The sequence below is a fragment of the Allobaileyella intestinalis genome (genome assembly GCF_009695865.1).
GTDB lineage: Bacteria > Bacillota > Clostridia > Peptostreptococcales > Anaerovoracaceae > Allobaileyella > Allobaileyella intestinalis.
This window is the reverse complement of sequence record NZ_VUNB01000007.1, coordinates 62,329-87,576: the sequence shown is the minus strand read 5'-3', so window position 1 is coordinate 87,576 and position 25,248 is coordinate 62,329. Positions and strand designations below refer to the sequence as shown.

At 46.6% G+C, this 25,248-nt stretch carries 24 protein-coding genes and 1 riboswitch; of the genes, 11 read left to right on the top strand and 13 right to left on the bottom strand.

From position 1 onward, the window contains the following. Positions 1-8: 8 nt before the first annotated feature. The 4 genes from FYJ66_RS08795 to FYJ66_RS08780 form a co-directional block, all read right to left on the bottom strand. Positions 9-1,421, bottom strand: coding sequence for an alanine/glycine:cation symporter family protein (locus FYJ66_RS08795; RefSeq protein WP_154573129.1), 1,413 nt, complete (start codon positions 1,419-1,421; stop codon positions 9-11). A gap of 98 nt (positions 1,422-1,519) precedes the next feature. Continuing rightward, entirely contained in the window at positions 1,520-2,548 is a 1,029-nt protein-coding gene (locus FYJ66_RS08790) for a branched-chain amino acid aminotransferase (RefSeq protein WP_154573128.1), read from the bottom strand. 186 nt (positions 2,549-2,734) lie between these two features. Further along, the gene (gene rocF, locus FYJ66_RS08785; protein WP_154573127.1) at positions 2,735-3,649 is read right to left on the bottom strand and encodes an arginase; all 915 of its coding nucleotides are present in this window, start codon (positions 3,647-3,649) and stop codon (positions 2,735-2,737) included. Between the two features lie 246 nt (positions 3,650-3,895). Next, complete coding sequence (locus tag FYJ66_RS08780; RefSeq protein ID WP_154573126.1) at positions 3,896-5,140, bottom strand: Sapep family Mn(2+)-dependent dipeptidase; 1,245 nt, start codon at positions 5,138-5,140, stop codon at positions 3,896-3,898. Between the two features lie 507 nt (positions 5,141-5,647). Here FYJ66_RS08780 and FYJ66_RS08775 point away from each other — a divergent pair. The 3 genes from FYJ66_RS08775 (at position 5,648) to FYJ66_RS08765 (ending at position 8,823) form a co-directional block, all read left to right on the top strand. Further along, positions 5,648-6,727 (top strand): DUF5692 family protein, encoded by a 1,080-nt coding sequence (locus FYJ66_RS08775; RefSeq protein WP_154573125.1) that lies wholly within the window; start codon positions 5,648-5,650, stop codon positions 6,725-6,727. Positions 6,728-6,825: 98 nt separating this feature from the next. After that, positions 6,826-7,545 (top strand): FadR/GntR family transcriptional regulator, encoded by a 720-nt coding sequence (locus FYJ66_RS08770; protein WP_206157045.1) that lies wholly within the window; start codon positions 6,826-6,828, stop codon positions 7,543-7,545. A 909-nt stretch (positions 7,546-8,454) separates the two neighbouring features. Next, complete coding sequence (locus FYJ66_RS08765) at positions 8,455-8,823, top strand: hypothetical protein (RefSeq protein ID WP_154573123.1); 369 nt, start codon at positions 8,455-8,457, stop codon at positions 8,821-8,823. 63 nt (positions 8,824-8,886) lie between these two features. Here the strand turns inward: FYJ66_RS08765 and FYJ66_RS08760 are convergent, their stop codons facing one another. From FYJ66_RS08760 to FYJ66_RS09340, 3 genes are read right to left on the bottom strand one after another with little or no spacing between them, the layout of a single operon-like run. Continuing rightward, entirely contained in the window at positions 8,887-9,297 is a 411-nt protein-coding gene (locus FYJ66_RS08760; RefSeq protein WP_154573122.1) for a peptide deformylase, read from the bottom strand. A gap of 14 nt (positions 9,298-9,311) precedes the next feature. Beyond that, positions 9,312-9,683, bottom strand: coding sequence for a fluoride efflux transporter CrcB (crcB, locus tag FYJ66_RS08755; RefSeq protein WP_154573121.1), 372 nt, complete (start codon positions 9,681-9,683; stop codon positions 9,312-9,314). Further along, the gene (locus FYJ66_RS09340) at positions 9,674-10,417 is read right to left on the bottom strand and encodes a CPBP family glutamic-type intramembrane protease (RefSeq protein ID WP_206157044.1); all 744 of its coding nucleotides are present in this window, start codon (positions 10,415-10,417) and stop codon (positions 9,674-9,676) included. Before FYJ66_RS09340 ends, crcB begins: the two co-directional genes overlap by 10 nt. A 263-nt stretch (positions 10,418-10,680) precedes the next feature. Continuing rightward, positions 10,681-10,845: riboswitch (Lysine riboswitch) on the top strand. 140 nt (positions 10,846-10,985) lie between these two features. Between FYJ66_RS09340 and FYJ66_RS08745 the strand changes: the two genes are divergently transcribed. The 5 genes from FYJ66_RS08745 to FYJ66_RS08725 all read left to right on the top strand — a co-directional run bounded on the left by FYJ66_RS08745 (position 10,986) and on the right by FYJ66_RS08725 (position 17,456). Then, the gene (locus FYJ66_RS08745) at positions 10,986-12,458 is read left to right on the top strand and encodes an APC family permease (RefSeq protein WP_154573120.1); all 1,473 of its coding nucleotides are present in this window, start codon (positions 10,986-10,988) and stop codon (positions 12,456-12,458) included. Further along, on the top strand, positions 12,451-14,079 hold the full coding sequence (locus FYJ66_RS08740) for an amidohydrolase (RefSeq protein ID WP_154573119.1): 1,629 nt from the start codon (positions 12,451-12,453) through the stop codon (positions 14,077-14,079). Before FYJ66_RS08745 ends, FYJ66_RS08740 begins: the two co-directional genes overlap by 8 nt. A gap of 205 nt (positions 14,080-14,284) precedes the next feature. Then, positions 14,285-15,388: a GGDEF domain-containing protein gene (locus FYJ66_RS08735; RefSeq protein WP_154573118.1), complete on the top strand. Its 1,104-nt coding sequence runs from the start codon at positions 14,285-14,287 to the stop codon at positions 15,386-15,388. A gap of 195 nt (positions 15,389-15,583) precedes the next feature. Continuing rightward, on the top strand, positions 15,584-16,660 hold the full coding sequence (locus tag FYJ66_RS08730) for a M24 family metallopeptidase (RefSeq protein ID WP_154573117.1): 1,077 nt from the start codon (positions 15,584-15,586) through the stop codon (positions 16,658-16,660). 250 nt (positions 16,661-16,910) lie between these two features. Next, positions 16,911-17,456 carry a glutathione peroxidase gene (locus tag FYJ66_RS08725; RefSeq protein ID WP_154573116.1) on the top strand — a complete coding sequence of 182 codons (546 nt, stop codon included), beginning with the start codon at positions 16,911-16,913 and terminating at the stop codon, positions 17,454-17,456. Positions 17,457-17,626: 170 nt separating this feature from the next. Here the strand turns inward: FYJ66_RS08725 and FYJ66_RS08720 are convergent, their stop codons facing one another. Next, positions 17,627-18,403 carry an HD domain-containing protein gene (locus FYJ66_RS08720; protein ID WP_154573115.1) on the bottom strand — a complete coding sequence of 259 codons (777 nt, stop codon included), beginning with the start codon at positions 18,401-18,403 and terminating at the stop codon, positions 17,627-17,629. Between the two features lie 165 nt (positions 18,404-18,568). Here FYJ66_RS08720 and FYJ66_RS08715 point away from each other — a divergent pair, with 165 nt between their 5' ends. After that, a complete protein-coding gene (locus FYJ66_RS08715) occupies positions 18,569-18,991 on the top strand; it encodes a hypothetical protein (RefSeq protein ID WP_206157043.1) in 423 nt (140 codons plus the stop codon). A 307-nt stretch (positions 18,992-19,298) separates the two neighbouring features. After that, a complete protein-coding gene (locus FYJ66_RS08710; protein ID WP_154573113.1) occupies positions 19,299-20,114 on the top strand; it encodes a hypothetical protein in 816 nt (271 codons plus the stop codon). Between the two features lie 87 nt (positions 20,115-20,201). Here FYJ66_RS08710 and FYJ66_RS09440 read toward each other — a convergent pair whose 3' ends face one another. Further along, positions 20,202-20,528: a carboxymuconolactone decarboxylase family protein gene (locus tag FYJ66_RS09440; protein ID WP_338071205.1), complete on the bottom strand. Its 327-nt coding sequence runs from the start codon at positions 20,526-20,528 to the stop codon at positions 20,202-20,204. Positions 20,529-20,601: 73 nt separating this feature from the next. On the opposite strand from FYJ66_RS09440, the gene FYJ66_RS08700 reads away from it, so the two are divergent. After that, on the top strand, positions 20,602-21,084 hold the full coding sequence (locus FYJ66_RS08700; protein ID WP_154573112.1) for a TetR/AcrR family transcriptional regulator: 483 nt from the start codon (positions 20,602-20,604) through the stop codon (positions 21,082-21,084). 17 nt (positions 21,085-21,101) lie between these two features. Here the strand turns inward: FYJ66_RS08700 and FYJ66_RS08695 are convergent, their stop codons facing one another. The 4 genes from FYJ66_RS08695 to FYJ66_RS08680 all read right to left on the bottom strand — a co-directional run bounded on the left by FYJ66_RS08695 (position 21,102) and on the right by FYJ66_RS08680 (position 25,197). After that, positions 21,102-22,034, bottom strand: coding sequence for a DUF1848 domain-containing protein (locus tag FYJ66_RS08695; RefSeq protein ID WP_154573111.1), 933 nt, complete (start codon positions 22,032-22,034; stop codon positions 21,102-21,104). A gap of 166 nt (positions 22,035-22,200) precedes the next feature. Further along, positions 22,201-23,157 carry an electron transfer flavoprotein subunit alpha/FixB family protein gene (locus FYJ66_RS08690; protein WP_154573110.1) on the bottom strand — a complete coding sequence of 319 codons (957 nt, stop codon included), beginning with the start codon at positions 23,155-23,157 and terminating at the stop codon, positions 22,201-22,203. After that, on the bottom strand, positions 23,157-23,936 hold the full coding sequence (locus tag FYJ66_RS08685) for an electron transfer flavoprotein subunit beta/FixA family protein (RefSeq protein WP_206157042.1): 780 nt from the start codon (positions 23,934-23,936) through the stop codon (positions 23,157-23,159). Before FYJ66_RS08685 ends, FYJ66_RS08690 begins: the two co-directional genes overlap by 1 nt. A 100-nt stretch (positions 23,937-24,036) precedes the next feature. Beyond that, a complete protein-coding gene (locus FYJ66_RS08680; protein ID WP_154573108.1) occupies positions 24,037-25,197 on the bottom strand; it encodes an NAD(P)/FAD-dependent oxidoreductase in 1,161 nt (386 codons plus the stop codon). Positions 25,198-25,248 lie beyond the last annotated feature (51 nt).

Here is a 25,248-nt window from a genome sequence, read left to right as displayed (position 1 = left end):
TCGCAAAATTACTCTTCCACCGGATACACCACCGGCGCCACTTCCTCACCGGCCTCCTTTGCAGGCAGGAACCTGTACCAGAAGTCCCTGAAGAGCCTCATGATCTCCTTCTGTTTCAGGGCTATGAACATCACGGTGATTATTACATAGCAGCCTGTGAGAATATCGGTCATGGCCCACAGCTGAGAAGCCTGGATATTGTAGAGAACAACACACGGAATCATGTAATATACCATATATATTTTCGTGGCCACCTTGTTGATACCCGTGTCACCGAAGACGTAGTTCACGGATTTTTCACAGCTGTAATACATTCCTATTATGGTGGTCCATGCAAAAACGGTTATGGCAAGAGCAAGGAATCCGCCGCCGACTCTGCCGTAGCTGACGGTGAAAGCCACGGTAGTAAGAGAAGCGGAATCCACCCCCGGATAATCGACATAAACATTTGTAAGTATCAGGGAAAGTGCCGTTACAGAGCAGACCACTATTGTATCCAGGAAAACCTCTCCCCAGCCCCAGGAGGACTGACGCACAGGATGGTCGGTCTTCGCGCTGGCATGGGCTATCATTCCGTAGCCCGTCCCAGCATCGTTTGAATACAGGCCCCGGGCAACTCCATATCTGATGGCGTCACGTACTGTTGCTCCCGCAAAGCCGCCAACCCCCGCCATCGGGGTGAAGGCGCTTTTTACGATGAGCCAGAATGCCTCCGGCACCTGTGTGATGTGGGTGAGCAGAATGCCTATGCCACCCAGGATATACAATACGGCCATGAAGGGAACGACTTTTTCCATTATTCCTGAGATTCTCTTCAGTCCGCCGAATATCGTTACGAAGCAGGTGACCCCCAGAACCGAAACGGCAATCCGGGGATCCAGGTCAAAGGCCTGCTTTAGAGCGCCGGTAACAGACTCTGTCTGCACACTGCAGGTCCATGGCCCCAGCACGAAGCAGAAGATGGCAAGGACGAAAGCTCCTTTTTTCCAGCCCAAGGCGTTTCTCATGACGAAAGACCTGTCGCACAGAAACTCATCCATGGACTTCTTGTACCGGACCCGGTAGCGCTGGCCCAGAATGATCTCGCAGGCTTTTATGGACATCCCGAAAAGGCCGGAGATCCACATCCAGAATACCGCTCCCGGGCCTCCTGCCACAATGGCTGTAGCCACGCCTCCGATGTTGCCTACTCCTATGGTGTTTGCCATTGCTGTACAGGCTGCAGCGAAACCTGAGACTGTGCCGGCGCCTTCGCCTTTTTTGAACATCTTTCCATATGTCTGCCGGAAATGATAGGGAATCCTTCGTAAGTTGTACATAAACCGGAACCTTATGGAAAGGAATATTCCAAGGCCCAGAATCAGCACTGTCATCCAGGTGCCCCACATGAAATTTGAAAAAGCCGTTAAAAATTCTGTCATTCTATCCTCTTCAGTCTACAGTTAAAAAAACGGCAGGGGCCGCAAGGCTCCCACCGTGCAACTATATTTCCTTTCCAGGTGAAAGGGAAATATGGTATTTATTTATCTACGTCTACAACCCAGCCTTCAGGTCCTTCAATCTTGCCCATCTGGATGTCAACCAGTGTCTGTCTCAGTTTCATGAGCACAGGTCCACCTTCTTCCATTCCGGTAGGAACCTCAAATACTTTTCCATGATCATCAACTTTGCCAACAGGAGAAATAACAGCAGCTGTTCCACAAACTCCCACTTCGGCAAAATCAGGCAGCTCGTCCTTGTAAACCTCTCGCTGCTCCACTTCCATTCCCAGCATGTGCTCGGCAATGTAAAGCAGGGATCTTCTTGTTATTGATGGCAGAATGGAGTTTGACTTTGGTGTGACCAGCTTTCCGTCCTTTGTTACAAGAAGAATGTTTGCTCCGCCTGTTTCCTCCAGCTTTGTTCTTGTTGCTGAATCCAGGAAGAAGTTCTCAGCAAAGCCCTGATCGTGGGCTTCCATCAGCGGATACATGGACATTGCATAGTTCAGGCCGGCCTTGATGTGACCTGTTCCTCTAGGTGCAGCTCTGTCATAATCTGCAAATCTTACAACGATAGGCTTAACTCCGCCCTTAAAGTAGTTTCCAACAGGCATAGCGATGACTCTGAACATGAATTCTGAAGCCGGAGCAACAGCAATCTCAGGATTTGTTCCGATCATATAAGGTCTCAGATACAGAGAACAACCTGTTCCGTAAGGTCCGATCCAGTCTCTGTTCTGCTTTGCCACGTCCTTGCATGCCTGGATGAAGCGGTCCTTAGGGAATGGTGCCATCATCATTCTCTCAGCAGAATCATACATTCTCTCGGCGTTCATGTCAGGGCGGAAAATAACAGTTCTTCCATCAACTGTTTCATAGGCCTTCAGTCCCTCGAAGACCTGCTGGCAGTACTGGAGAACCTGGGCGCATTCATTGAGGGTGACGTTCGGGTCAGTACTCATCTCTCCCTCGTCCCATTTTCCATCCCTAAACCAGGAAACAAATCTGTAATCTGTAGGTTGATAGGCAAAGGGCATGTTCTCCCAGTCAAAATCTTTCTTAGCCATCTCTATATCTCCTTTTGTGTTTAGCAACAAGTTTATCTGATTTTTTTATGCATCAATCATAATCCACCCTGCTAGAACAGTCAATAGGAATATTTATCATTTTTCACCATATTCAGGATAAAATATTGTACATTTTACACAATATCACATTTAAACAGATGCAGCATTGCCTCCTGAGCCCCCGAACTAATAAACTTCCTTTCCCAATGCCAGCTGAATCAGCTCTGATGCCATAACAGCAGTCTTGTTTTTATCATCAAGAATAGGATTTACTTCCACAAGGTCCATGCTGATCAGCTTCCCTGACTGGGCTACCATCTCTGCTGCAAGGAAAGCCTCTCTGGCAGTGATTCCATTGGCTACAGGTGTTCCTGTTCCAGGAGCATATTCCGGCGTAATAGCATCAACATCGAAGCTGAGATGAATTCCCACTGTATTTCTTCCGGCAATCTCGATGGCCTCTTCCATTACATCGTGCATCCCCCGCCTGTCTACATCGGTAATAGGAAGAACGTTCATTCTCGCCTTTTTCATCCTGGCTGCTTCCGGGATGTCAAAATCGTGACCGGCAACCTGAACGCAATGTTCTGTAGGAACGAAATGTGGCTTCTGTCCAAAATCCACCATCTCGTCTGGCCCCCAGCCGCACACTGCCGAATAAGGCATACCGTGCATATTCCCGCTGAGGGTGGAATTGTTGTCATTCCAGTCTCCGTGAGCATCAATCCAGATAATTCCAATTTCTCCCTGATCTTCATAGTACTTTGAAACAGCAGATACACTTCCTGCTGCAAGGCTGTGATCTCCACCGAGGACCAGTGGAATCCTTCCGTCTCTCAGTGTCTTCGTCACCTGGTGGTAGAGCTGATTATTTACTGCGCACACCTGATCGTAATTAAGCATATTAGGGCGGCTCTCACCTTCAACAGGAGTGAGAATGTCTCCCTTGTCTCTCACGGTATATCCCAGTTTTCTCAGATCTGGAATGAGATTTGCATAGCGGATTGCCAGGGGTCCCATGGCTACGCCCTTGCGGGATGCTCCTAAATCGATCTGGACTCCAATAACATCAATATTTTTATTCTTATTGAGAATGCTCATTATTAATAACCTCCGAAAACAGATAAAAGCCACTGCATTTGAATACGGCCCGGGTTGCGGATCCGGACCGTTTTTTCAACTGTCTGTCAGCTGGGTATCATCTAATTCTGTGTACCCGCTAATCAGCGAACATTATACCATTTTGTATCACTATATATCTCTATATATAACTGTTTTCGCGGCTCCCTGAGAAAAACTTAAGAATTCCTCCCCTGCTTTCCCTGGTGTCCTGGGCGGACGGAGCTTTTATTTTTCCAGAAGATTGCACAGCGCCTTATAATAAATCTCTCTCAGCTCTTCCATGTGCTTGATTCCAATATATTCATTGGCGATGTGCTCAACGTTTTCCTGCCCCGGATAAAGTGGTCCGAAGGCCACAACATTGTCCATTCCTCTTGCATAGGTGCCTCCGCCGATGATGATAGGATCAGACATGTCGCCAGTAACCTCTCTGTATGCCTTCAGGAGAGCCATCATCTCTGAACCATCCTTAGGAAGGTAAACGTTTCTGAGGTTGTTTATGATATTGATAGTTGCACCAAAAGGCTTCAGTGTTTCGCTGAGTCTCCCGGTCACTTCATCACTTGAAACAGTTACCGGAATTCTGATATCCAGAGACAGCTTCACCTGGTCCCCGTCAATTCTCAAAACTCCCGGATTAACGGAGATCTTGCCGCTTTCTTCGTCTTCGAAGGCGATTCCGCAGTTCTCTCCGTGGTGAGTGTTTCCGAAGTGGTCAAGGTAAAAATCCACAAACTTGCTGGTTTTACCGGCTGCCCGGACTTTTTCGGCTGCCAGTGTAATAGCGTTTGTCCCCTTCCACGGTGTGCTGCCGTGAGCAGGAACACCGTCTGCTTCAAAGGTTTCACCATCAACTACAAGTCTGCAGTGACCCGGCACAACATTGGGAGCACTGCCGCCCTCTGCCTCCTGGAGTCCGCTGCCTGCCAGGGCCGTAGAAACTTCAAGCTGAACTATCCCTTTTTCCCCGTAAAGGGCAGGGAACTCTGCATCTGGCGTAAAACCGCAGCATGGCAGTTCTTCATTGGCCTTATATGCCTCAATGTCCTTCCAGTCACCCTTCTCTTCACACTGTCCGAATATGAGCCTGACTCTCTTGTTCAGCGGCTTTCCTCTGTCCAGAAGGTCCTTCATGGCATACATTGCTGCAACCGTTGGTCCCTTATCGTCAACAGTTCCTCTGCCGTAAATCCTTCCGTCCTTTTCCGTTGCTTCAAAAGCCGGTGTGTTCCAGCCATCTCCTGCCGGCACCACGTCCAGGTGCCCGAGGACAGCTACAATTTCATCTCCCTGGCCTATCTCCGCAAACGCGTATTTATAATCTGCGTTTTTTGTCCGGAAGCCAAGGTCCTCCGCCTTGGAAAGCACACAGTCCAGGGCCTTCGCCGGTCCGCTTCCGTAGGGAAATCCCCCTTCTCCCATCTCACATACACTGTCTATGGATACTAATTCTTTCAACGTGTTGATCATCTCTCTAATCCCCTTATTTCACTTATCCTTCGATTTCGCCCCTATGGCATGACCCTCGGCAGCCCTGTCTCAGGATGTCCCTTGAAAAAAAATATATTCCCTCTGCGTCATTGTGCGAATTCCACAAAGTACGCTCAAGTCTTTGTATGGATTATACAACATAATTCCCAGTGTTTTAGTATTTATTTAAAGACAGGCTCTTTACATGTTCTTCCTGAGCCTTCCCTTCCGGTTTCAAATGTATTTGATTGCATTTTACTATTAAATATTTGATTTTATTATATTTGCCTATGGACAAAGGTTGAAAGCAGTGTTAAATTATTGTCATAACGTGGTATTACCACAGCAGAGTCGTAACCGCGGCAACGGGGGTTCTAGTATTTTTCCTTGTTTTACTGGCTTTTACTAACTGGAACCGAATGTTGTATGCCTGTAATCAGCAATTAAATTTGCTCTGGAAATACCACAGCGCAAACGGTTTTTACCATAAAGATTGGGAGGTCGGTTATGTTATTTCAATTATATGGTGATAAAGCTCTATGGCAGATTTTAGGCTGGATACTGGTCTTTGCCGGACTGATCATTATGAATGAGATTGGAAGGCGCACAGTAAAAGGCGGAATTTTGGTTTTTGTAGTTCTTCCTATTGCTCTCACAGCTTACTTCATCGCTATAAAAATCGGTGCCATGAACGGAGCTGGCTGGGCCCTCAGCAATCCAACTCATGTATACATGAACGGATGGTTCCACTACGCAAAACTCTATGCAGCAGATATTGGATGCGTTGGCTTCCTTATGCTTAAGTACAAGTGGGGTCTGGGCAAGAAAGACTGGTTTAAACCATGGCCTTTCATCATCGTTGCAATCAACATTCTGATTGCTGTAGCTTCTGACTTCGAGTCCGCTTACAACGGCTTCCTCGCCGGTGGAATGGCAGGTGGCTGGTGGAAATCCACTGAGGACGTTTGGCTCTACGGCGGCTGGTGGAATGTTGTTAACGGAATTGCAGGTCTTTTGAACATCCTCTGTATGACAGGATGGTGGGGAATCTACACTTCCAAGAAAAAAGACGACATGCTCTGGCCTGATATGACCATCTGGTTCATCCTGGCCTATGATGTATGGAACTTCACATACACATACTGCAACCTGCCAACACACACCTGGTACTGCGGAGTTGCTCTCCTTCTGGCTCCTACTTTTGCAAACGCCTTCTGGAACAAAGGCGGCTGGATTCAGAACCGGGCTAACACCCTGGCTGTATGGTGCATGTTCGCCCAGGTATTCCCTCTTTTCCAGATTACCGAGCCCTTCTCAGTTCTTCCTTCACTGTACAAGGGAGCTGTCGCTCATGGAGTTACAGCCTTTGATATGACTACTATCGACACAGTTTCCCAGCTGACAAAGGCCGGCGTAACAGCTGATCCTACAGCTCAGGGCGTGGTAGCACTGATGGCACTGGCAATAAACGTGATTACACTGGCAGTCATCATCAAGAGAGCAAAGGCTCAGCACAAGAACCCATACAAGAACGAAATATTCGCAGGTACCCGCGATTTCGAAGAGGCTATGGAAAGAGTGGCATAGTTTGGTATAAAATGTACCTGTGCATCGTTGATCACTTAAGCACCCGACAGACGCACCGTCTGCCGGGTCTTTTTTCATTAATCACAGGAGAGGCTGCCATGAAATTCGAGAAAATATCTCTTCCTTCTCAGCGGGAACTTTTCATCAGAAAAATGCAGGAAATGATCATCTCAGGTGAGCTTGCGGTAAACGAGCGCATTCCCCCTGAGAGAGAACTGGCCCAGGAGCTGGGAATCAGCCGCACCGTCGTAAACGCCGGAATCGCCGTACTGGTCAACCAGGGATTTCTCCAGGTACGCCCACGCCAAGGCACCTTTGTTGCCGACTACAAGAAAGAGGCCAGCGCCGAAACTCTAAACGCCATAATGAGGCTAAAGGGTGACGTCCTTTCGGACAGCGACATCCGCAGCATTCTGGAAATCCGCTGGGCCCTTGAGCGCCTGACCATGAAAAACGCCATTGAATCTCTCACTCCAGATGCCATAGAAGATATAGACAAAACAGTGGAGAGCATTAAAGATTCTGACAGCTTCCGCCAGGCCGCAGAAAACGCCCTTTCGTTCCAGATAAAACTGGCAGAGCTTGGCGGCAACGCCATGCTAAGCCTTATCATCGTCACATTCAGAGCCCCTTGCCTCGCCATGTGGATCCGCTTCTGCAAAATATACGGGATCAACACCCTCTACGAACACACACTGCAATCCTGGAAGCTGGTAAAAGCCCGGGACTACGACGGCATCCGGGACTGGATTGAAACCTTCTCCAACGACGCCATAGACGGCAAATACACCCTTTACGAAAAGGACCTTCGAAAATAACCACCTCTGGACTATTGTACCCATGGACTATTGGACGGGACCCTTGGGCAACTGAACTCACGGACGCCACTTACATTTCCCGGTGGCGTCTGTTTTTTTGATTGCAGAAGAGCTGGACGCCACTTGCACCTCCAGGCGGCGTCCAGTTTATTGATTTCAGAGACCCTGGACGCCACTTGCACCTCCAGGCGGCGTCCAGTTTATTGATTTCAGAGACCCTGGACGCCACATTCACGTCCACCCGGCGTCCGGTTAATTAGGATTTGCGATTTCGGACGCCACTCACGCTTCCCAGTGGCGTCCATTCCACAACTTTCTACCATTCTGGACGCCGCATTCTCGTCCACCCGGCGTCCGGTTAATTAGGATTTGCGATTTCGGACGCCTCTCACGCATCCCCATGGCGTCCATTCCACAACTTTTTACCCTTCTGGACGCCGCATTCGCGTCCACCTGGCGTCCGGTTAATTAGGATTTGCGATTTCGGACGCCTCTCACGCTTCCCAGTGGCGTCCATTCCACAACTTACTACCCTTCTGGACGCCACCTCCAATCTCACCTGGCGTCCGGTTGATTAGGATTTGTGATTTCGGACGCCTTTCACGCTTCTAAATGGCGTCCGATTTCCAACACCAAGCCATTCTGGACGCCACCTCCAATCTCACCTGGCGTCCGGTTGATTAGGATTTGCGATTTCGGACGCCTCTCACGCTTCCCAGTGGCGTCCATTTCCAAACTCCCAGCGATTCAGGGCGCCACCATCACAGGCGCCACCTCAGCATCCCCATGGCGTCCATTTCCCAAGTGGCGTCCCGCCGCCCAAATACCGCCTCAACCACAATGCATTTTTAATTGATTTATATTTTTTTAAGTATATAATCTAGTGAAAAGAAAAGAGGTATTTGAGACATGTTTGATTTTAATAAGGCCTATCCATTTATAGACGGCCAGACTATCAGCGACACCCGCTCTGACCGCCGAAGTGCAAAGAAAATCGGGGACACAAAATTCGGCCATGAAGCAATATTTTTTTACAAAGACGGAACGCTCTACTACATTCCTTACAGTGCTGTGACATCTGCGAAAGCTCTGATAATGCCGGAACACCACTCTTGCTGCTCCGGTGGGAGCACAATTGATGTTCCAACGGTTATGGTTCACTGCATTCCGGCCACTGAAAAAGGACAGCCTGATATTCAAAGGAATGTCAAACTGTCCTATACAAATACCGAATCAAGCCAGGAGGCCGAGAGGATAATTAATTCCAGATTAGGGTGATTTTCAATAAAGTCTTTCAGTGGGCCAGCCGGCTTATTGGCGGCCCTGATCTGCTGAGTTTTTTCAGATCAGGATTCCGTGAAGGTGGTCTATTTCGTGCTGGATTATCTGGGCGGTCCATCCCGTAAAAGTCTGGCGGTGCACTGCCATGGTCATGTCCTGATATTCTACCGTAATCTCCTCATATCTTCTGGCGGGACGGATGCCCGGGAGAAAGAGGCAGCCCTCTTCTGTGTCGAAAGGTCTTTTTTTATCAAGAATGACCGGATTGAGCATGGCCATATTGATGATTCCCATGTTCACGACAATGATGTTTTTCCGGACGCCTATCATATTTGCGGCCATCCCCACGCATTCTTCCCTGTGAGCCGCCAGTGTTTCCAGCAGGTCCCTTGCCACCGGCAGATCTTCTGCAGTCGCCGGCTCTGAAGGCTGATTCAGAAATAATGGATCGTGGTTGATTTCTCTAATCATTATAAGGCTCCTTTTTATACCATTCCTCCGATTTTCAAACCGGCAATTACTCCCAGAAGGCTTAGTGACACTGATGCCAGTGCGTATGCGGTACCTGCAAGTATATTTCCAGACTCGAAGAATCCCAGGGTTTCAACAGAGAACGTGGAAAAAGTGGTCAATCCCCCGCAGAGTCCGACTTTGAGAAAGAGAAGTTTTTCCTCGCTCATTCCATAATTCTTTGCATATGCAATTATCAATCCGATGATTATTGCTCCAGCAATATTTACGATCAGAGTATTGACTGGAATATTTCCTGATCTTTGAAATTCCATTCGGGAAACCAAATATCTCAGAACCGATCCTGTAAAGCCCCCTAGTCCTACAGCTATGCAATTTACAAGCATTTCCCACTCCCTTCCAGCGTTCCAAAGCTGGTTTTTCTTCTTATTAGTTTAACGATGATCAACACAGAAACAGCCAGCTCTGCAGCACCTGCCCCAATCAGAAGCAGGGGCAGGAAATCCAGTTCTCCGTAGTTCTGCCCCAGAATTATCAAGTCCCACATGGAATGGAACACGATTGGAAAAACGATTTTTCCTGTATAAAGATACATTGATGCCAGGAAAAGGCCCATGACAAAAGTCGAACCCATCTGGCTCACAACCTCAGTTGCGTCAAGGCCTCCGAGGATATTTAGTCCGTGGAGAGCACTAAAAAACACCGAGGACACCAGAACTGCCTGCACTGGTTTTATTCTCCTGACCAGTCCTCCCAGGAGGATGCCCCTGAACATTCCCTCTTCCGCAATGCCGATAAGGCTCGTATCCAGCAGCAGAATCAAGAATCCTGTTTCAGGCCGGAATCCTTTAATGATAACATAAATTCCAGTGGCCACAATTGGAACAAATACCACCATCGGCAGGAAGTATCCCGGTTTGGAATCTGACTTCAGAACCAGCTCCCTTCTGTTCTTCTTCCAGAATACTACAGAAAGAACCCCAAGGGTGGTCATAAAAGGTAAAAATTTTTCACTGAAATCCGGCGAATCATAGGGCGTTCCCAGAAACCTTTTGCATACGAAAAGTCCCATACCCATGATGGCCATATACAAAGCAAGCACACAATAATTCTTTTTCACAATGATCTCCTTACTCAACGCCTTACATATAGACAATTCAACTGTTTTCGTCTCTAATTATATCTGCAAAGTTCAGATATTCTCATTAGCATTGAGTTAAGATTCTTTGGAATGAATTAAGATTATTCACAGGCACTATACACATTTCCATCGCCGCCATTGCCTTGTGAATATTCACTAATGTATCCGCTAAAATACATTATTTATTGTGAGATTTTACAACAAAATCCTTGCATGTCTCTTCCTCCATGTGTATAATGCCATCAACAGATAGAGGCGCGGCCGACAAAAGTAATCCTCACCAGGGGCACAGGAGCCCGGGGACGAAAGGGGAAGCCGCCGAAGGGCTGTACATCCTGAGTGTGCAGTTCCTGGGTCGACGGAGAATATCCGGCGGACTGTCGTGAAAACGGAGAGCTATCATGTACAGAATAAGCTAATATTGGTGTATCTTATTTTTGTTAGTGCATTCTGGAGCCATGATGGTCACCATCATGGCTCTTTTTTCATGAAGCCTCTGTTGTACGTTTTACTTTTTCTTTTACAACGTTCGACAGGAGGAAACATTATGAACGACGAAAGGAATCTGACAGGAATTAATCCAATTCCCATCGGCCATCCGGCCCGCACTGCAAGGCACTCTGAGCCTGCTGCTTCAAAGGTTGCAGAACTGACCTCTAATAACACCGAATTCAGAAGAGAAATCGGTGTATTCGGAGGAGTCAGCGTTATCGGAGGAATCATGATTGGTTCCGGAATTTTCTACCTGGGTGCATATGTGCTCCAGAGAACCGGAATGAACAGCGGTCTGGCCCTTATCTGCTGGATACTAGCAGGAGTGATTTCCCTTTTCGGCGGCCTTTGCTACGCTGAGCTGGGATGTGCAATGCCAAGAGCCGGCGGCTCAGTAATATACCTGAACGAAGCTTATCATCCGGTTGTAGGTTTTATGTCCGGTTTCACCAATTTCCTTATTGGAGGCCCGGGATCCATCGCAGCAGTAGCTATTGCCATGATGACTGTTTTTCAGTCTCTTCTGGGAATCAGCAACACAGGCGTCAAGGTCGGCGCTATTGTGCTCATCATCGGAACAACCATCTATAATATTTACGGCGTAAAGCTGGCATCAACCATCCAGAACATTTCCATGGTTGCAAAGCTGGTTCCAATAGTTCTCATTCTTGGCGCCTCCCTTTTCACAGGCACACAGACCCCTGATCTTTCCACAGGATCTGCTGTTACATACGCATCTCAGCACAACGACAACGTCTTCGGAATGATGGCTCTTGCCATAGTTGCAGCTCTCTGGGCATATGAAGGCTGGACAAACCTGAATACCGTCACCGAAGAAATGAGAAATCCTAAGAGAAATCTTCCTCTTTCACTGATTATCGGAATCGGCGGAGTAACGGTTCTGTACGCACTTTTCAACTACGGAATCATGCGGGTTCTTCCTCATGAAACTATGGTAAAAATGATAAACAGCGGTGACGTTTATCTTGGAACTGCCGTTGCCAGACAGGTTCTGGGAAGCACCGGAGCCATGGTAATCGCAATAGGAATGGTCCTGGCTATGTTCGGATCACTTAATGGAATGACACTTGCTTTTCCTAGAATGTACTACGCAATGGCAAAGGAAGGCCACTTCTTCCAGAGCTTCGGCCGCCTTCACCCTGTGCACCGCACACCTGTTACTGCCATAATCGTACAGTGTGTCATCTCCTGCGCCCTGGTTCTCATGAGGAACCTTGACCAGCTCACAAACCTGGTAGTTCTCTCCAGCATGCTCTTTAACGTACTGGTTATAATTGCCGTTCCAATTCTCAGGAGAAAGTATCCGCACATCGAAAGACCATACAAAGTCTGGTTCTACCCTGTTTCAGTAATCATAGTGTCCGCAATTTTCATCGGCCTCCTCATTCAGGGAGCAGTTGACGATCCTGTCAATGGTTTTGCCGGACTTCTGGTTCCAGCAGCAGGCGCAGTAGTATACTGGATTTTCGACAGGAAGAACGAAAGAGAGGAGCAGATCAATGGCTAGAACTCTTTTATATAATGGAAAAATATATGTGGCCCGCGGAGATTTCCGGCAGGCCGTTATGATAGAAGATGGAGTCATTACCGCAGTAGGCGGAAACGAGGAACTGAGGTCCATGGCTGATTACGTCACTCAGTGCCGTGATCTTGAAGGACGGACTGTCATACCAGGGCTTAACGACACCCACATGCACCTGATGCAGTTTGCCCAGGCCCGAAACCAGGCCCAGATCATGGGTGCCACCTCTATAGATGAAATTGTTGATATTTGCCGGAGGTTTGCAGAAGAGCACCCGGACAGAGTGGAAAATGGCCTTCTGGCAGGTGGATGGAACCAGGATTGTTTTACAGACAGCCAGCGGCTGCCTGACCGGCACGATCTGGACAGGATCAGCTCAACTAAACCTGTGATGCTGATCAGGGCCTGCTACCACATTTCTGCAGTTAACACTGTCCTTCTGAACATGCTCAATGTTACAGAGGATCCCCGCTTTACGCCTACTGACTACGGTGTGGACGAGAACGGTGAGCCAAACGGAATTTTGTACGAAAACGGCAGCAATACCGCCCAGAACATTATGGCCGGCCTGACTGCTGAAGGCATGAGACAAGATGTGTTTGATGCCATGGACTACTGCGTTTCAAGAGGTCTTACCTCCATTCAGAGCAATGACGCTGGAAGCAATGTAATGAGCAGACAGGAGATCTTTGATTTCTTCCACAAGATTTATGACAGCGGTCTTGGAAAAATCCGCTACCGCCACCAGGTCTGCTTTGATTCTCCAGAAGAGTTCCAGGATTCTCTGGAAAATGGAGAATATGCTCACCGGGATCAGCTTTATCCAAAGGGTTCCCTTCTGACCCTTGGACCACTGAAGCTTTTTAAGGACGGAAGTCTGGGTGCAAGAACTGCCCTCATGACAGATGGATACGTTGGTGACCGTCATAACCACGGCCTTGAAGGCATTTCCTGCCAGGAGATGGACAGATTCTGCCAGCTGGCAGGAGAACACGGGGTTCAGGTAGCCACCCATGCCATCGGTGACGAAGCAGTGCGCCGTGCGATCAGAAGTTTTTCCGCCGGATTCCGGGATGGTCATAACAGCCTGCGCCATGCAGTTGTTCACTGTCAGATAACAGATCAATCCATACTGGACCAGCTTGCAGCTGATGATATTCTGGTGTATGCACAGCCTATTTTCCTGAACTACGATATGCATATTGCAGATAAGCTGGTTGGATCAGAGCTGGCAGCTACATCTTATGCCTGGAACACCTTGCAGCAACAGGGCGTCCATGTTTCCTACGGAACTGACTGCCCTATTGAAGACTGCAACCCGTTCCCTAATATTTACATGGCGGTTACCAGAAAAGACCTGGAAGGACGGCCTGAGGGCGGCTACTATCCTCAGGAATGCGTAGATGTGGAAACGGCAATCGACGCCTACACTCTGGAAAGTGCCTATGCAGAGTTTATGGAAAATGAAAAAGGACGGATACAGCCAGGATATCTGGCTGACCTGGTTGTTCTGGACAGAGATATTTTCACCGTTAATCCAGATGAGATAAAGGACATCCTGCCTGTAATGACAATGGTAGATGGAAATGTGGTGTACAAAGCCTGACTGTGAGGCAATGAGATGGTAATTGAGGAAACCCGCAGCCCCTGCCATTTAAAAAAATGTTTTTATTATAAAACAACAAGCTCAGCAGCCATTTTCTGTACAGTTATGGACATTAGGTAATATAATATTCACAAGTAACACCGTATTGTAATAAAGCAAATTATTTATCTGATGTTAACCAATATTTGTAATTACCGACGTACATATGACTTATTTCAGAAAATGGCTGCATAAAAATATTTTTCCCGATGTCCACGAATCTGTAAGACGCTCAATAGCACTGGACAATATACATAATCTCCGCGAGATTTCCATCGGCGTAATACTGGTGGAGTCTGTTATTTTGTCTCTTTTTATACTCCAGAACCGTCATAGCTTAAACCTGTATCTTGAAAGCATCCTCAGCGTGGCCTTTTGCATTCTTGTCAGCGTATATGTAGCTGTACATCTGACCAGGCTGAAGGAAAACCCTGAGAAGGCTGCTGGTCCCCTGGTTTGGGAGAACCACCTTCTCATTCTGTATTTCATTGTCCTGTCCCTTTGGGGAATGGTGGCATCAAGAAGGCATTACATTGAAGGGAGCCAGATGATTACCTTTTTCATTGTGGAGCTGGTTATCACCTGCTTCGTTGCAATGCCTCCAAAGGTCAGTTTTCCCCTTCTGCTCAGCGTGCATATTCTTTTTTATATATTGATATACAAGGTGGATCGGGCCGCTAATTTGAATTCATTCAATTATTTCGCAATGGTTTTCCTGATGTGGCTGGGAACGGTAGTGAGATACAGGACTCAGGTAAAAAATGTTACTCAGCGTCTCGAAGTTGAGCGTCTGAACCGGAAGCTTGATGAACTTTCGAAATCTGATCCCCTCACTGGCCTGGGTAACCGGCTTGCAGTGAGAAATGATTTTCCGGAAATTACAGGGAATGACGTAGCAGTAATGATGTCAGACATCGACTATTTCAAACGGTTCAACGACCAGATGGGACACGAAACTGGAGATTTAATATTGAAGGAAGTGTCCAGGCAGTTAAAGGAGATTTTTCCATCAAAATCCTGTTACCGCTACGGCGGAGACGAGTTTCTCGTAATAATGACTAATGTTACAGCTGAAGATTTTAACAAGAGAGTGGACAAATGGCTCCTTGATGTGCAGAAAATGCAACTGAAAGGCATCGATTTGCCCCTCCGGTGCAGTGCCGGTTTCATCACAGGCCATCCGGAAACCAGCCAGGAACTGAGAGACCTGATCCACGCTGCAGACCAGAGGCTGTATGAGGAAAAAAGAATACATCACTGTCATGAATAGAGCCGGCTGCCCTTAAATCATCTGCAGCAACAGGTTGTCCCGGGCTCACAGCAAGTTGTAACCCTAAATTAACTACAACAGGCTGTCTTTGACCCTTAGTCGACCGTGGTATGGAATTATGTATAAATATTTCTTGTTTATCATCATGAACAAGATTATAATTCCTATAGCGTTGAATAGTTAGGAGGTTTAGCAATGAGCAACGTAAGAATCCAGCGTGTTATTGAAAAAATGAAGAAAAAGGGACTCACCCAGCTTCTGGTTTCCGATCCATTCAGCATTAAGTTTCTCACAGGCGTAAACGTAAATCCTGGTGAGAGATTATATGCCCTCATTCTCAGAACAAACGGAAAACACACCTTCCTTCTTAACTACCTGTTTTTCGTAAAAGACACAGGCTTCGAAGAAGTGTGGTTCGGAGACACTGTTGACCAGATTAAGATTATCATTGATAACATCGACACTAAGGAAACACTGGGCATCGACAAAACATGGCCTGCAAGATTCCTCATCCCTCTTCAGGAGGCATGCCCTGAGCTGAAAGTCGTATGGGGTTCTGACTGTGTTGACTATGTAAGAGCAGAAAAGGATCCTGAAGAAGTTGCTCTTATGAAAAAAGCTTCCCAGATCAATGATTCTGTAATGCTCAAGGTTAAGGACTTCATCAAAGAAGGAATGACCGAGAAGGAAGTTGCCGAATTCATTGACAATGAGTATTTGAAAGCTGGCGCTGAAGGTGTATCCTTCGACACAATTGTATGTTTCGGAGAAAACGCTGCTGACCAGCACCACATGCCAAGTGAAACCCGTAAACTTGCTGCAGGGGAATGCATCCTCATCGATATGGGCTGCAGATACAAAGGCTACTGCTCAGACATGACCAGAACCTACTACTGCAAGTCCGCTGATCCGGAACAGACTTTTGCCCACGATATTGTCCGCGAAGCTGTAGAAAGAGCAGAAGCTCTCTGCAAGCCTGGCACACCGATCTGTGAAATCGATAAAGCCGCAAGAGATCTTATGGACGAGCACGGTTATCTGAAATACTGGACAAACAGAACCGGTCACTTTATCGGTCAGGAAGATCACGAATACGGCGATGTATCTCCTCTTAATACAAACCCTGCCGTTCCGGGAATGATTTTCTCCATCGAGCCTGGAGTATATATTCCTGGAAAATACGGAGTTCGAGTTGAGGATCTTATTCTGATTACAGAAGACGGTCACGAAATTCTCAACCACGTAGACAAGAAATGGGAAATCGTAGGCTAATGGCAGGTTAACCACAGGCTGATCGTAATCTGACCGCAGGTTACCCGTAAACTGAACAACGATTCTGAAAAAGCAGCTGTATTTTAATGGGGCAGCTGCTTTTTTACGTGCTCCCCTGCTGTGACTTCCCTTCTCTTTCTCCAAACCCAATGAATAATGTATTTATATTGTGTTTAGTTGCGCGCCATTTAATTTTGCATTGACTTATCAGCTTCACGGTCTTATACTCACATCAGAAAGGAGTATTGCCATGAAAACAGTATATGATTTTACGGTTAAGGACAGAGAGGGCCAGGATGTAAGTCTGGCAGATTATAAAGGAAAGGTGCTTCTCATTGTAAATACAGCTACGGGCTGCGGCTTCACTCCTCATTATGAGCCACTTGAAGCCATGTACAAGGAATTCCGGGATCAGGGGTTCGAGATTCTGGACTTCCCAAGCAACCAGTTTGCAAACCAGGCACCTGAAGACGATGAAGGAATCCACCAGTTCTGCACACTTAAGTTCGGAACAGAGTTTCCTCAATTCAAGAAAATCGATGTTAACGGAGAGACAGCTGACCCGCTGTTTGCCTATCTGGCAACAGAAAAGCCTTTCCAGGGTTTCGGCAAAGGTTTGAAGAACGCTGCTCTCAATAAGTTCGCAGACATGAACAACAAGAAATTCGGTGACAAAGCATATATCAAATGGAATTTCACAAAATTCCTTGTTGACCGTGAAGGTCACGTTATTTCAAGATTCGAGCCTACAATGGATATGGAGAAAGTCAGAGAAGCTGTCCAGGCAGCGCTGTAACTACTACGGCAGCCAGTACGATAACTACTACAGTAACCACTACGGTAACCACGCCAGGGTGGCTCTGAAAATGTCGGCAGGAATCTTTAACACTGTTAATATTACCATCAGTAAATACGGAGGCTGCAGCGTTGTGAAAATGCTGCAGCCCCTTCTATATTTACCACAATTTACATCAACGACATTTCGTTGATAATCAGGTGGAACTGGAGACCAAGGCTGTTGGCCGCCTTCTTGCACAAAAGCATTCTGTTCATGAATATTTCAAAATACTCTCCTATCTCTCCATGCCTTGTATCGATATGGAGTTTCAGCTTTATGCCTGAATGTTCCTTATTAATCTTGATTTCAGATTTATTTACCGAGTAGTTGACCCGGTCGTGGATGTCAAACTCAGACTCGCTGCGATTGAGAACACGGCTGCGCCTGACATCTGACTTGTCTGCAAGAATCAGCGCCGCACTTATTCTGCTCACAGGCACCCCGTTGCCCTCGTCGTGATTTCCAATAGCACATATGATCTGAGCGATGTCCTCTGCTGGTACCTTCATTTCATTCAAAATCTGAAAAGCCATGAGCGCACCGGACTGGCTGTGATCCACCCTGTTCACAATATTGCCGATGTCGTGGAGCCATGCAGCAGTGAGTGCCAGATCTATGGTGTGATCATCCTCTCCCAGAGTTTCAAGTATGTATCTGGTGCGCTCTGCTACAACTGCAACGTGTGCAAAACCGTGCTCCGTAAATCCCAGGGCACTGGTGGCCTGGTTCTGGCACTGGATGTATGTTCTGACAGACTGGTTTTTCGAGATACTGTCAAAAAGGGGAAACCTCTGAAGCCTCTCATCTCCAACAGCTGAATTCTCTGGGCTCAGTGGATTTTCACCTTGCGTCTGCTCCCCTTCACACCCATCAATATTTTTCTTTTCTTTATCTTTTTTAGACATATTTCACTTCCCGCTAAATTATTTGTTCAAGAGGTTTATGGTATTTACGACATTTACAACAGTCTACCGCACCCTTCTGTATTTTTCCATGGTATAGGAAAAACTTTGTGTATCATGGAGCCTCAGTGTGTCGTTTTCCATGATATAGGAAAGAATTCGCATACCATGGAGCCTTGCCGCTTATTTTTCCATGGTATAGAAAATTATGCTTATACCATGGAGCCTTGTCGCTTCTTTTTCCATGATATGCAGAAAAGTCCTCATATCATGGAGCCTATGTTTTTATTTTTCCATGATATAGAAAATTATGCTTATATCATGGAGCCTTGTCGCTTCTTTTTCCATGATATGCAGAAAAATCCTCATATCATGGAGCCTGTGTTTTTATTTTTCCATGATATAGAAAATTATGCTTATATCATGGTTTTTCTTCCGTTTCGTTTCCATGATATAGAAATTATTTCGTATACCATGGTATTTCTTCCGTTCCCCTTCCATGATACAGAGATAACCGCCCATATTATGGAATACACAAGTGGATTATTACCATTTGTTAAGGCCCAAATAGACCTTAAGAAATATGGATAGGAAATTTAACATTATTCTATCAAGCTTCCATTAAATCTTTATTCACAGTAAGCGTAAAGAAATGTAAAGATTGAATTGCCAGCTGATAAATATTGATGCTTTCATGCATTTCGGTGAAGTTTTTGCGATAAGCTCATGGTTATTTCGTGATTAGAATTTTATTATGAAAAGTTACAATTCCCTCTCCACATTATACAAAATATCTCCTGCCTTACTCTCAGCACCCTATCTGCAATTGCATGTACTTTGAAGAAATGATATTAATGATTCACCGTTGTTTTTTCTTCATGACAAAAGAGAGGACATCATGCATAACACAATTATTAACTACACCATGGAAAGAATTGTGCGGTTGAATTCCATAATTGATAAGCTTTCAAAAAGAATAGAGAGCGCGCCGCCCGGGAAGCTCCGGGTTGTTCAGAGACCGAATCGCACTGAATACTATCACCGGCTTTTTCCTTCAGAAAAAACCGGTAAATACATAAATAAAAATAATTCAGTCCTCATTGCTGCTCTGGCACAGAAGGAATACGACACTCGCGCTTTGAAACGTGCTGAGCATGAGCTCAAACTCTGGGAAAAAATTGCCCGGCTTTATCCAGATGAGACATTTGAACTCACTGCAGCATCAATTCCCGAGGAAATAACGAAACTGATTACACCTGATTTCCTTTCCGATAAAGCTTTCATTAATAAGTGGCTGAATCAGCCAGCAAAATTTCTTGCGTTTAATGAAGAGAACAAGCGATTTATTGTAGGGGATAATCTCCGGACCCGTTCCAAATCTGAGTACATCCTGGCAACAGATTTTATTGAATATAAAATACCATTCTTGTACGAAAGAGGTCTTTTTCTGCCAGTAACAGAAAAATGGATCTATCCGGATTTTACTATTCTCAACCCTGAAACAAGAGAAGAAATATACTGGGAGCATTTTGGTATGCTCGATGAACCTGAATATGCCAACAAGGCAATATTAAAGCTGAATGAGTACGAATTAAACGGCATCCACCTGGGGCACCAGTTAATAGCCACTTTTGAAACCAGCAGTCATCCTTTAGATATCTCTCTTGTTGAAAGTATCATGTCTGATATAATCAGCGGAAAATGGCCACGGTAATTTCCCCATTTTGCGGGTTGTAAAGCGCTGCTTGCACTGTAAAATATCCTTGTTGGCGTATCTGCAAAAACGCCTTGCTTTCCGGCTTCAGCTGCAGGATGTAGCATCTCTCCTGAAAGGAAGAGAGAACATAAATAAGATGACTGAAAATCTGGTAAAAGACGGTAGTGAAGGACGCAGGGCCCGGCGGATTAAGATAACTTTCCCCCATAAAGTATTTTGCGAATTCAGTATTCTGTCCTCCAACTGCGTAACGCCATGAGCCTTTGCGTTCATAATATGGAACTTAAGCGAGTTGTCCGTCAGGCCCTGGGCCATAAGCACCACTACTGTTATGAGGCTTCTTGTTTTAAGATTAATGTCCTCGTGTTGATTTATCAATTTATGGCTATTTAATTTCTGTGTTGAAAACACTCAATTTCCAGATTTTTTAAAGTGGTAATAATTCCACATCTAGATGAAATTGGACATTATCGGGAGAATAATGATGGAACGAAAGACTGATTTACGTGTTATAAAAACAAGAAAAGCAATAAAGGACACATTTAAAGAAATGATTATGGAGAAAGATGCTTCAGAAATTACTGTCAAAGAACTGACGGACCGGGTTATGATTCACCGAAAGACATTCTATCTCCACTACACAAGTATAGAAGCGCTGTATGAGGACATACTGTCCGAATTGTCAAAGGATTACTATCAGGCAATCGATCAACTTCCCTATGATGCACCATTTACGGAAATTAATCGTGTATTCTTTGAATTTATGGCCGTTCAGGAGCCCTATATGGGAAAATCGTCTGTGACACATCCCACCAGAAATTTTCTGACAAATTCTTCATGTCAATGCTGCAGCACAACAGGGCACGATACAACCCGTACGCAAATTTTACACTTGCATTCATGTGGTCGATTTTTCGTTCAGTTGAGTATCCCCCAGGGTGTTCCCAGATTTCCCAGCCTTTCGTAATAAAATCCTGTGCAGTTCTAAAAAAACCGCATCTGCTTGTCCAGCCAGCTCTTCTGACGTGCCTGGTGGATCACATCTCCTGGCAGACTTCCTCCGATTAGAAACGGTGAAGACGGATTATGTCTTTTCATGTTCATTTTCACAAGAGCAGCATTGGAATTTGCGTAGCAATATCTGCATAGATGGCCGCAGGTATCATAGGCACCTATGTCTGCTCCAAGGAGGCAGGCACAAGCGTTATTTCTCTGATTCCCGCTTTGCTTCGGCACACTGAGCCTGGCGTGAAGAGCTTTTTCATAAGTCTCTACCGTCATGCACCCGGAACAGTCTGCACCGTAAGGCTCAAGTTCACTGCCTTCTGCGCACGGCCTTATAATTATTCCATATTTCTTTGCGATGTGTATAAACGCTTTTCCTATCTTCATCCTGTCATTGAAGCCAACCGCCCTGGCTTCTGGAAAATTCCTTTCCACTTTTCTGTAAATGTCGATAAAACTGATGACGCAGGTCTCTGTATACCCTGACAGGGTTGCCGCCATCTGCTCAAAAGCAGCTATATGCCAGTCAGCAGAATGCCTGTCATCTACGAGGATTGGATCGTATCTCCAGCCCACGCTATCTGCGCCCACAATCTCTGAAAGTTTTTTAAAATCTTCCATAACCTTGCGCTTATCCGGCACCCCGGGTTCAATATCTTTACCGTACGGAGTGATGGTGACGAACCAGTACTGACCATACGATTTCAAAACATCCATATGCGGCAGCATGGGTGCAGGATTTTTTGTGCAAAAAGCCATGAGATCCACCACCTCGGGAGAAAGGCTGTATCTTGTGACCTGAGTAGGATCATAGGGATTGCGGACCATTACGAAACCTTCTTTTATTCTATTTATAAGCCATTCATGATAGAACGCCGGTATATCCGTGCGCATTCCTGTCTGGATGATCATGATTAACTCTCCTTTTCCTTGTTCTACTGCTCCGTCCCTGCTCTCCTTCCAGGCACCCGGGTTCTTGAGCTCTATTAATTGTACAACAAAACAGGCAGTCCGCATCCCAGGTTAAATCGGGAAATGCAGAACCGCCTGCACTATCACTATATGTTTTTTTCAATTGCTATTTCAGCAGTGCGTCCAGAACACTGCTCATGTCCGAAACCACGGCATAATCGGCGAAGCTGAAAATCGCAGCATGTGGATCTTTATTTACTGCAATCACCATCGGGTCACCCTTGATTCCCTCTGTGAACTGAATAGCTCCGGAGATGCCAAAGGTAAAGCACACTTTTGGCCGGATTACAGTTCCTGACTGTCCCACCTGATTTTCGAAAGGAATCCATCCGTTATCAGCCATCGGGCGGGATCCAGCAACAGATGCGTCGATCTTAGCCGCAAAGGCCTTGATTTTCTCAAAATTATCGTCTTCCATGGCTCCACGGCCGGCGCAGACTACCACCTCTGCATCATGAATGCTGTCAGCAGTATCTATCTTTTCAAACCCTTGAACCTGAATGGCCGAAGCACCTGCATCTGGATGAATCACCGTAACTGGTGCACTGCCGCCGGCCTCAGCCGGTTCACAGTCTTCTGTTTTCATCGTAATTATTTCTTGATTGCAAATTACATCGCAGCGCACCATGATCTGAGATCCGAAGGATGGTTTAATCTGATGAACCACCACTCCATCACCGGATTTTTCCGTGCGAAGAGAAGTACAATCTGCAGTCATACCGATGTTTTCCTTCATTGCTACTCTGGCGAAAAGGGACCGGGAAAGGTGAGTGGCAGGCACAAGAATCGTTGAAAAATTCTTTTCACGAATTACAGAAGCTAGTGCTTCTGCCAGAATATCGGTTTGTACCGGTGAAGCGCCAGGCACCTCTGCCAGGATAATCTCATCTACTCCTTCAGCCTGCAGCTTATCGCCATAATCCCCCGCACCATCACCAATTGCCAGTGTGGTCAGATTTTCCCCGGACACATCCGTGATGCTCTTGCCGAAAGCGACCAGCGGCAGATAGGTTTCACTGACGCCCTGATTCGTAATTTCTGCAAAAACGCATACTCCTGCCATTACCGATTCCTCCCTTCTTCCAGAAGCTCATACAGCTTCGCTGCAATCTCATCATCTGAGCCGCTGATTTTCTCAGCGGAATTGCCGCCGGAAGCGGCTTCGAGGCCGGTGACGATTGAGAGTGCACCCTTTTCACCGATGGTCTCGGCTGACAGGTCCAGATCATCCTCTCCGACTACAGGGATTTCTGCCCGGTTCGCCTTTCTCTGGGTCCTGAGGGTTGGGAGCGTTGGCTCATTGCAGCCGAAAGGTACTGTTAGCAGCACAGGCATCTTAACCGAAAGAAGCAGATTCCCTCCGTCAACTCTTTTTTTGACGTTCAGTAAACCGTTCCCAGCTTTCACTTCAACAGTCTCACTGACATCAGGCATATGAAGCAGTTCTGCCAGCATAGGGCCTACCTGGCCAGTACCTCCGTCTGATGATTCGCTACCAGTGAAAACAACATCATATTCTCCTTGCTTCTGGATAGCCTCTGCCAGAACGCGAGCTGTTCCCAGAGTATCACCTCCTGCGAACTTGCGTCCGCTAATCAGACAGGCCTGATCAGCGCCCATAGCCAGGCATTTTTTAAGGGAAGCCGTGGCATCCTCCGGGCCCATGGAATAAACATCAATGGTTCCCCCTTCTTCCTGTTTCAAACGAAGGGCAGTCTCCATGGCATTCAGGTCACAAGGATTGATGTCTGATTCGGCATTGTCTCTGATCAGGCGGTGGTTCTGGTCCACCTCTACATTCTCCGAAATAGGCACATGTTTGACACAAACTGCTATTTTCATTATTTCCTCCAACCGCCTGCAACTGGCGGATTCCATAAAGTTTCAGTTTTTGCTCTGATTTGCCGGGAGATCCGGCATTTCCATATTGCTATTGCTCAGACTACTTCAGAAGGCGCATTGCAGCCCACTCCTCCAGAATGGCAGTGCTTTCACCTCTCATTATGTATTTTGCCAGATCACGGGTTGCTGCCGGTGCTTCAATTACTCCGTTGCCGCCGAAACCGGTGCAAAGGACGTAATTCTCTATAGTCGTATCACCCAGAATCGGCAGGAAATCTCTTGGTTCCGCTCTGTATGACAGCCATGATGAAGCAAGTCCGCTGTCTGCCAGCCCCGGCACGTTGGCTTCCATCTGATCCAGCAGGAAGTCAATGAAGTAGTCGTCAGTTCCGCCGGTCTGCGGCAGTTTGTCCGGATCCCACTGTCCTGCATGCATCGGATCGTCAAGATTCATGGACAGGTGGGATTTGCAGATGAACACGTTGTTTCCCGCCCGCAGAGCATAGAATGCAGGGAATTTCAGGACAGGGAAGACGAAGTCCAGTTTCTTTCCTGGAGGTACCAGGAAAAATGCTTCTGCCTTAGTGTGCCAGATTGGCACATCCAGCCCAGCCAGGTTGCCAGTGTGGCGGCTCCACGGTCCGGTACAGTCTACGATGACATCAAAATCGTAATGGTTTCCATCTTTTGTATCCACTGAGGTCGCTTTCCCGTTTACGACATTGATTTTTGTCACTTCCTGGCCGCGGTGAATGATTCCGCCGTTTGCTTCCATTTTCTCGGCAAAGGTGTTGGAAATCATGGTTCCGTCAAAATATCCGTCATCTTTTGTGTATCCTGCGCCCAGAATTGAATCGGCATCGATCAGGGGAAGGATTTCCCTTATACGATCCTTATCGGTAATGTATTCCCCGGTATATCCTGCAGACCTGGCCAGAGCAATTCCGGCTTTGATTGTCTTCTCCACTTCCTCATTTGTGGCACATACCAGCGTACCAGTCTGATCAAAACCGGCAGATCCTGGTTTTTCCGCTTCCATCTTGCGATAGGTCTCGAAGCCGTAAAGGCGGACATCCCAGTAGCGGTTCTTCAGTGAATCGTCGAACAGACAAACTGTGCCTGCAGATTTTGCTGTGGTTCCGCAGCCGATTCTGTCTTTCTCAAAGACATGGATTTCTGCTTCATCTCCATACAAGCTCAGGTTATAACCCAGTGCAGTTCCTGCAATCCCGCCGCCGATGATTCCGATTTTCTTAGCCATTTTTCAATTCCTTTCTTTCAAATTCAGTAGTGTGGATTGTCTCTGTATTCC

Coding starts and splice junctions, on each gene's coding strand:
- FYJ66_RS08795 (WP_154573129.1), bottom strand. CDS start 1,421: ATGACAGAATTTTTAACGGCTTTTTCAAATTTCATGTGGGGCACCTGG.
- FYJ66_RS08790 (WP_154573128.1), bottom strand. CDS start 2,548: ATGGCTAAGAAAGATTTTGACTGGGAGAACATGCCCTTTGCCTATCAA.
- rocF (WP_154573127.1), bottom strand. CDS start 3,649: ATGAGCATTCTCAATAAGAATAAAAATATTGATGTTATTGGAGTCCAG.
- FYJ66_RS08780 (WP_154573126.1), bottom strand. CDS start 5,140: ATGATCAACACGTTGAAAGAATTAGTATCCATAGACAGTGTATGTGAG.
- FYJ66_RS08775 (WP_154573125.1), top strand. CDS start 5,648: ATGTTATTTCAATTATATGGTGATAAAGCTCTATGGCAGATTTTAGGC.
- FYJ66_RS08770 (WP_206157045.1), top strand. CDS start 6,826: ATGAAATTCGAGAAAATATCTCTTCCTTCTCAGCGGGAACTTTTCATC.
- FYJ66_RS08765 (WP_154573123.1), top strand. CDS start 8,455: ATGTTTGATTTTAATAAGGCCTATCCATTTATAGACGGCCAGACTATC.
- FYJ66_RS08760 (WP_154573122.1), bottom strand. CDS start 9,297: ATGATTAGAGAAATCAACCACGATCCATTATTTCTGAATCAGCCTTCA.
- crcB (WP_154573121.1), bottom strand. CDS start 9,683: ATGCTTGTAAATTGCATAGCTGTAGGACTAGGGGGCTTTACAGGATCG.
- FYJ66_RS08745 (WP_154573120.1), top strand. CDS start 10,986: ATGAACGACGAAAGGAATCTGACAGGAATTAATCCAATTCCCATCGGC.
- FYJ66_RS08740 (WP_154573119.1), top strand. CDS start 12,451: ATGGCTAGAACTCTTTTATATAATGGAAAAATATATGTGGCCCGCGGA.
- FYJ66_RS08735 (WP_154573118.1), top strand. CDS start 14,285: ATGACTTATTTCAGAAAATGGCTGCATAAAAATATTTTTCCCGATGTC.
- FYJ66_RS08730 (WP_154573117.1), top strand. CDS start 15,584: ATGAGCAACGTAAGAATCCAGCGTGTTATTGAAAAAATGAAGAAAAAG.
- FYJ66_RS08725 (WP_154573116.1), top strand. CDS start 16,911: ATGAAAACAGTATATGATTTTACGGTTAAGGACAGAGAGGGCCAGGAT.
- FYJ66_RS08720 (WP_154573115.1), bottom strand. CDS start 18,403: ATGTCTAAAAAAGATAAAGAAAAGAAAAATATTGATGGGTGTGAAGGG.
- FYJ66_RS08715 (WP_206157043.1), top strand. CDS start 18,569: ATGGAGCCTTGCCGCTTATTTTTCCATGGTATAGAAAATTATGCTTAT.
- FYJ66_RS08710 (WP_154573113.1), top strand. CDS start 19,299: ATGCATAACACAATTATTAACTACACCATGGAAAGAATTGTGCGGTTG.
- FYJ66_RS08700 (WP_154573112.1), top strand. CDS start 20,602: ATGGAACGAAAGACTGATTTACGTGTTATAAAAACAAGAAAAGCAATA.
- FYJ66_RS08695 (WP_154573111.1), bottom strand. CDS start 22,034: ATGATCATCCAGACAGGAATGCGCACGGATATACCGGCGTTCTATCAT.
- FYJ66_RS08690 (WP_154573110.1), bottom strand. CDS start 23,157: ATGGCAGGAGTATGCGTTTTTGCAGAAATTACGAATCAGGGCGTCAGT.
- FYJ66_RS08685 (WP_206157042.1), bottom strand. CDS start 23,936: ATGAAAATAGCAGTTTGTGTCAAACATGTGCCTATTTCGGAGAATGTA.
- FYJ66_RS08680 (WP_154573108.1), bottom strand. CDS start 25,197: ATGGCTAAGAAAATCGGAATCATCGGCGGCGGGATTGCAGGAACTGCA.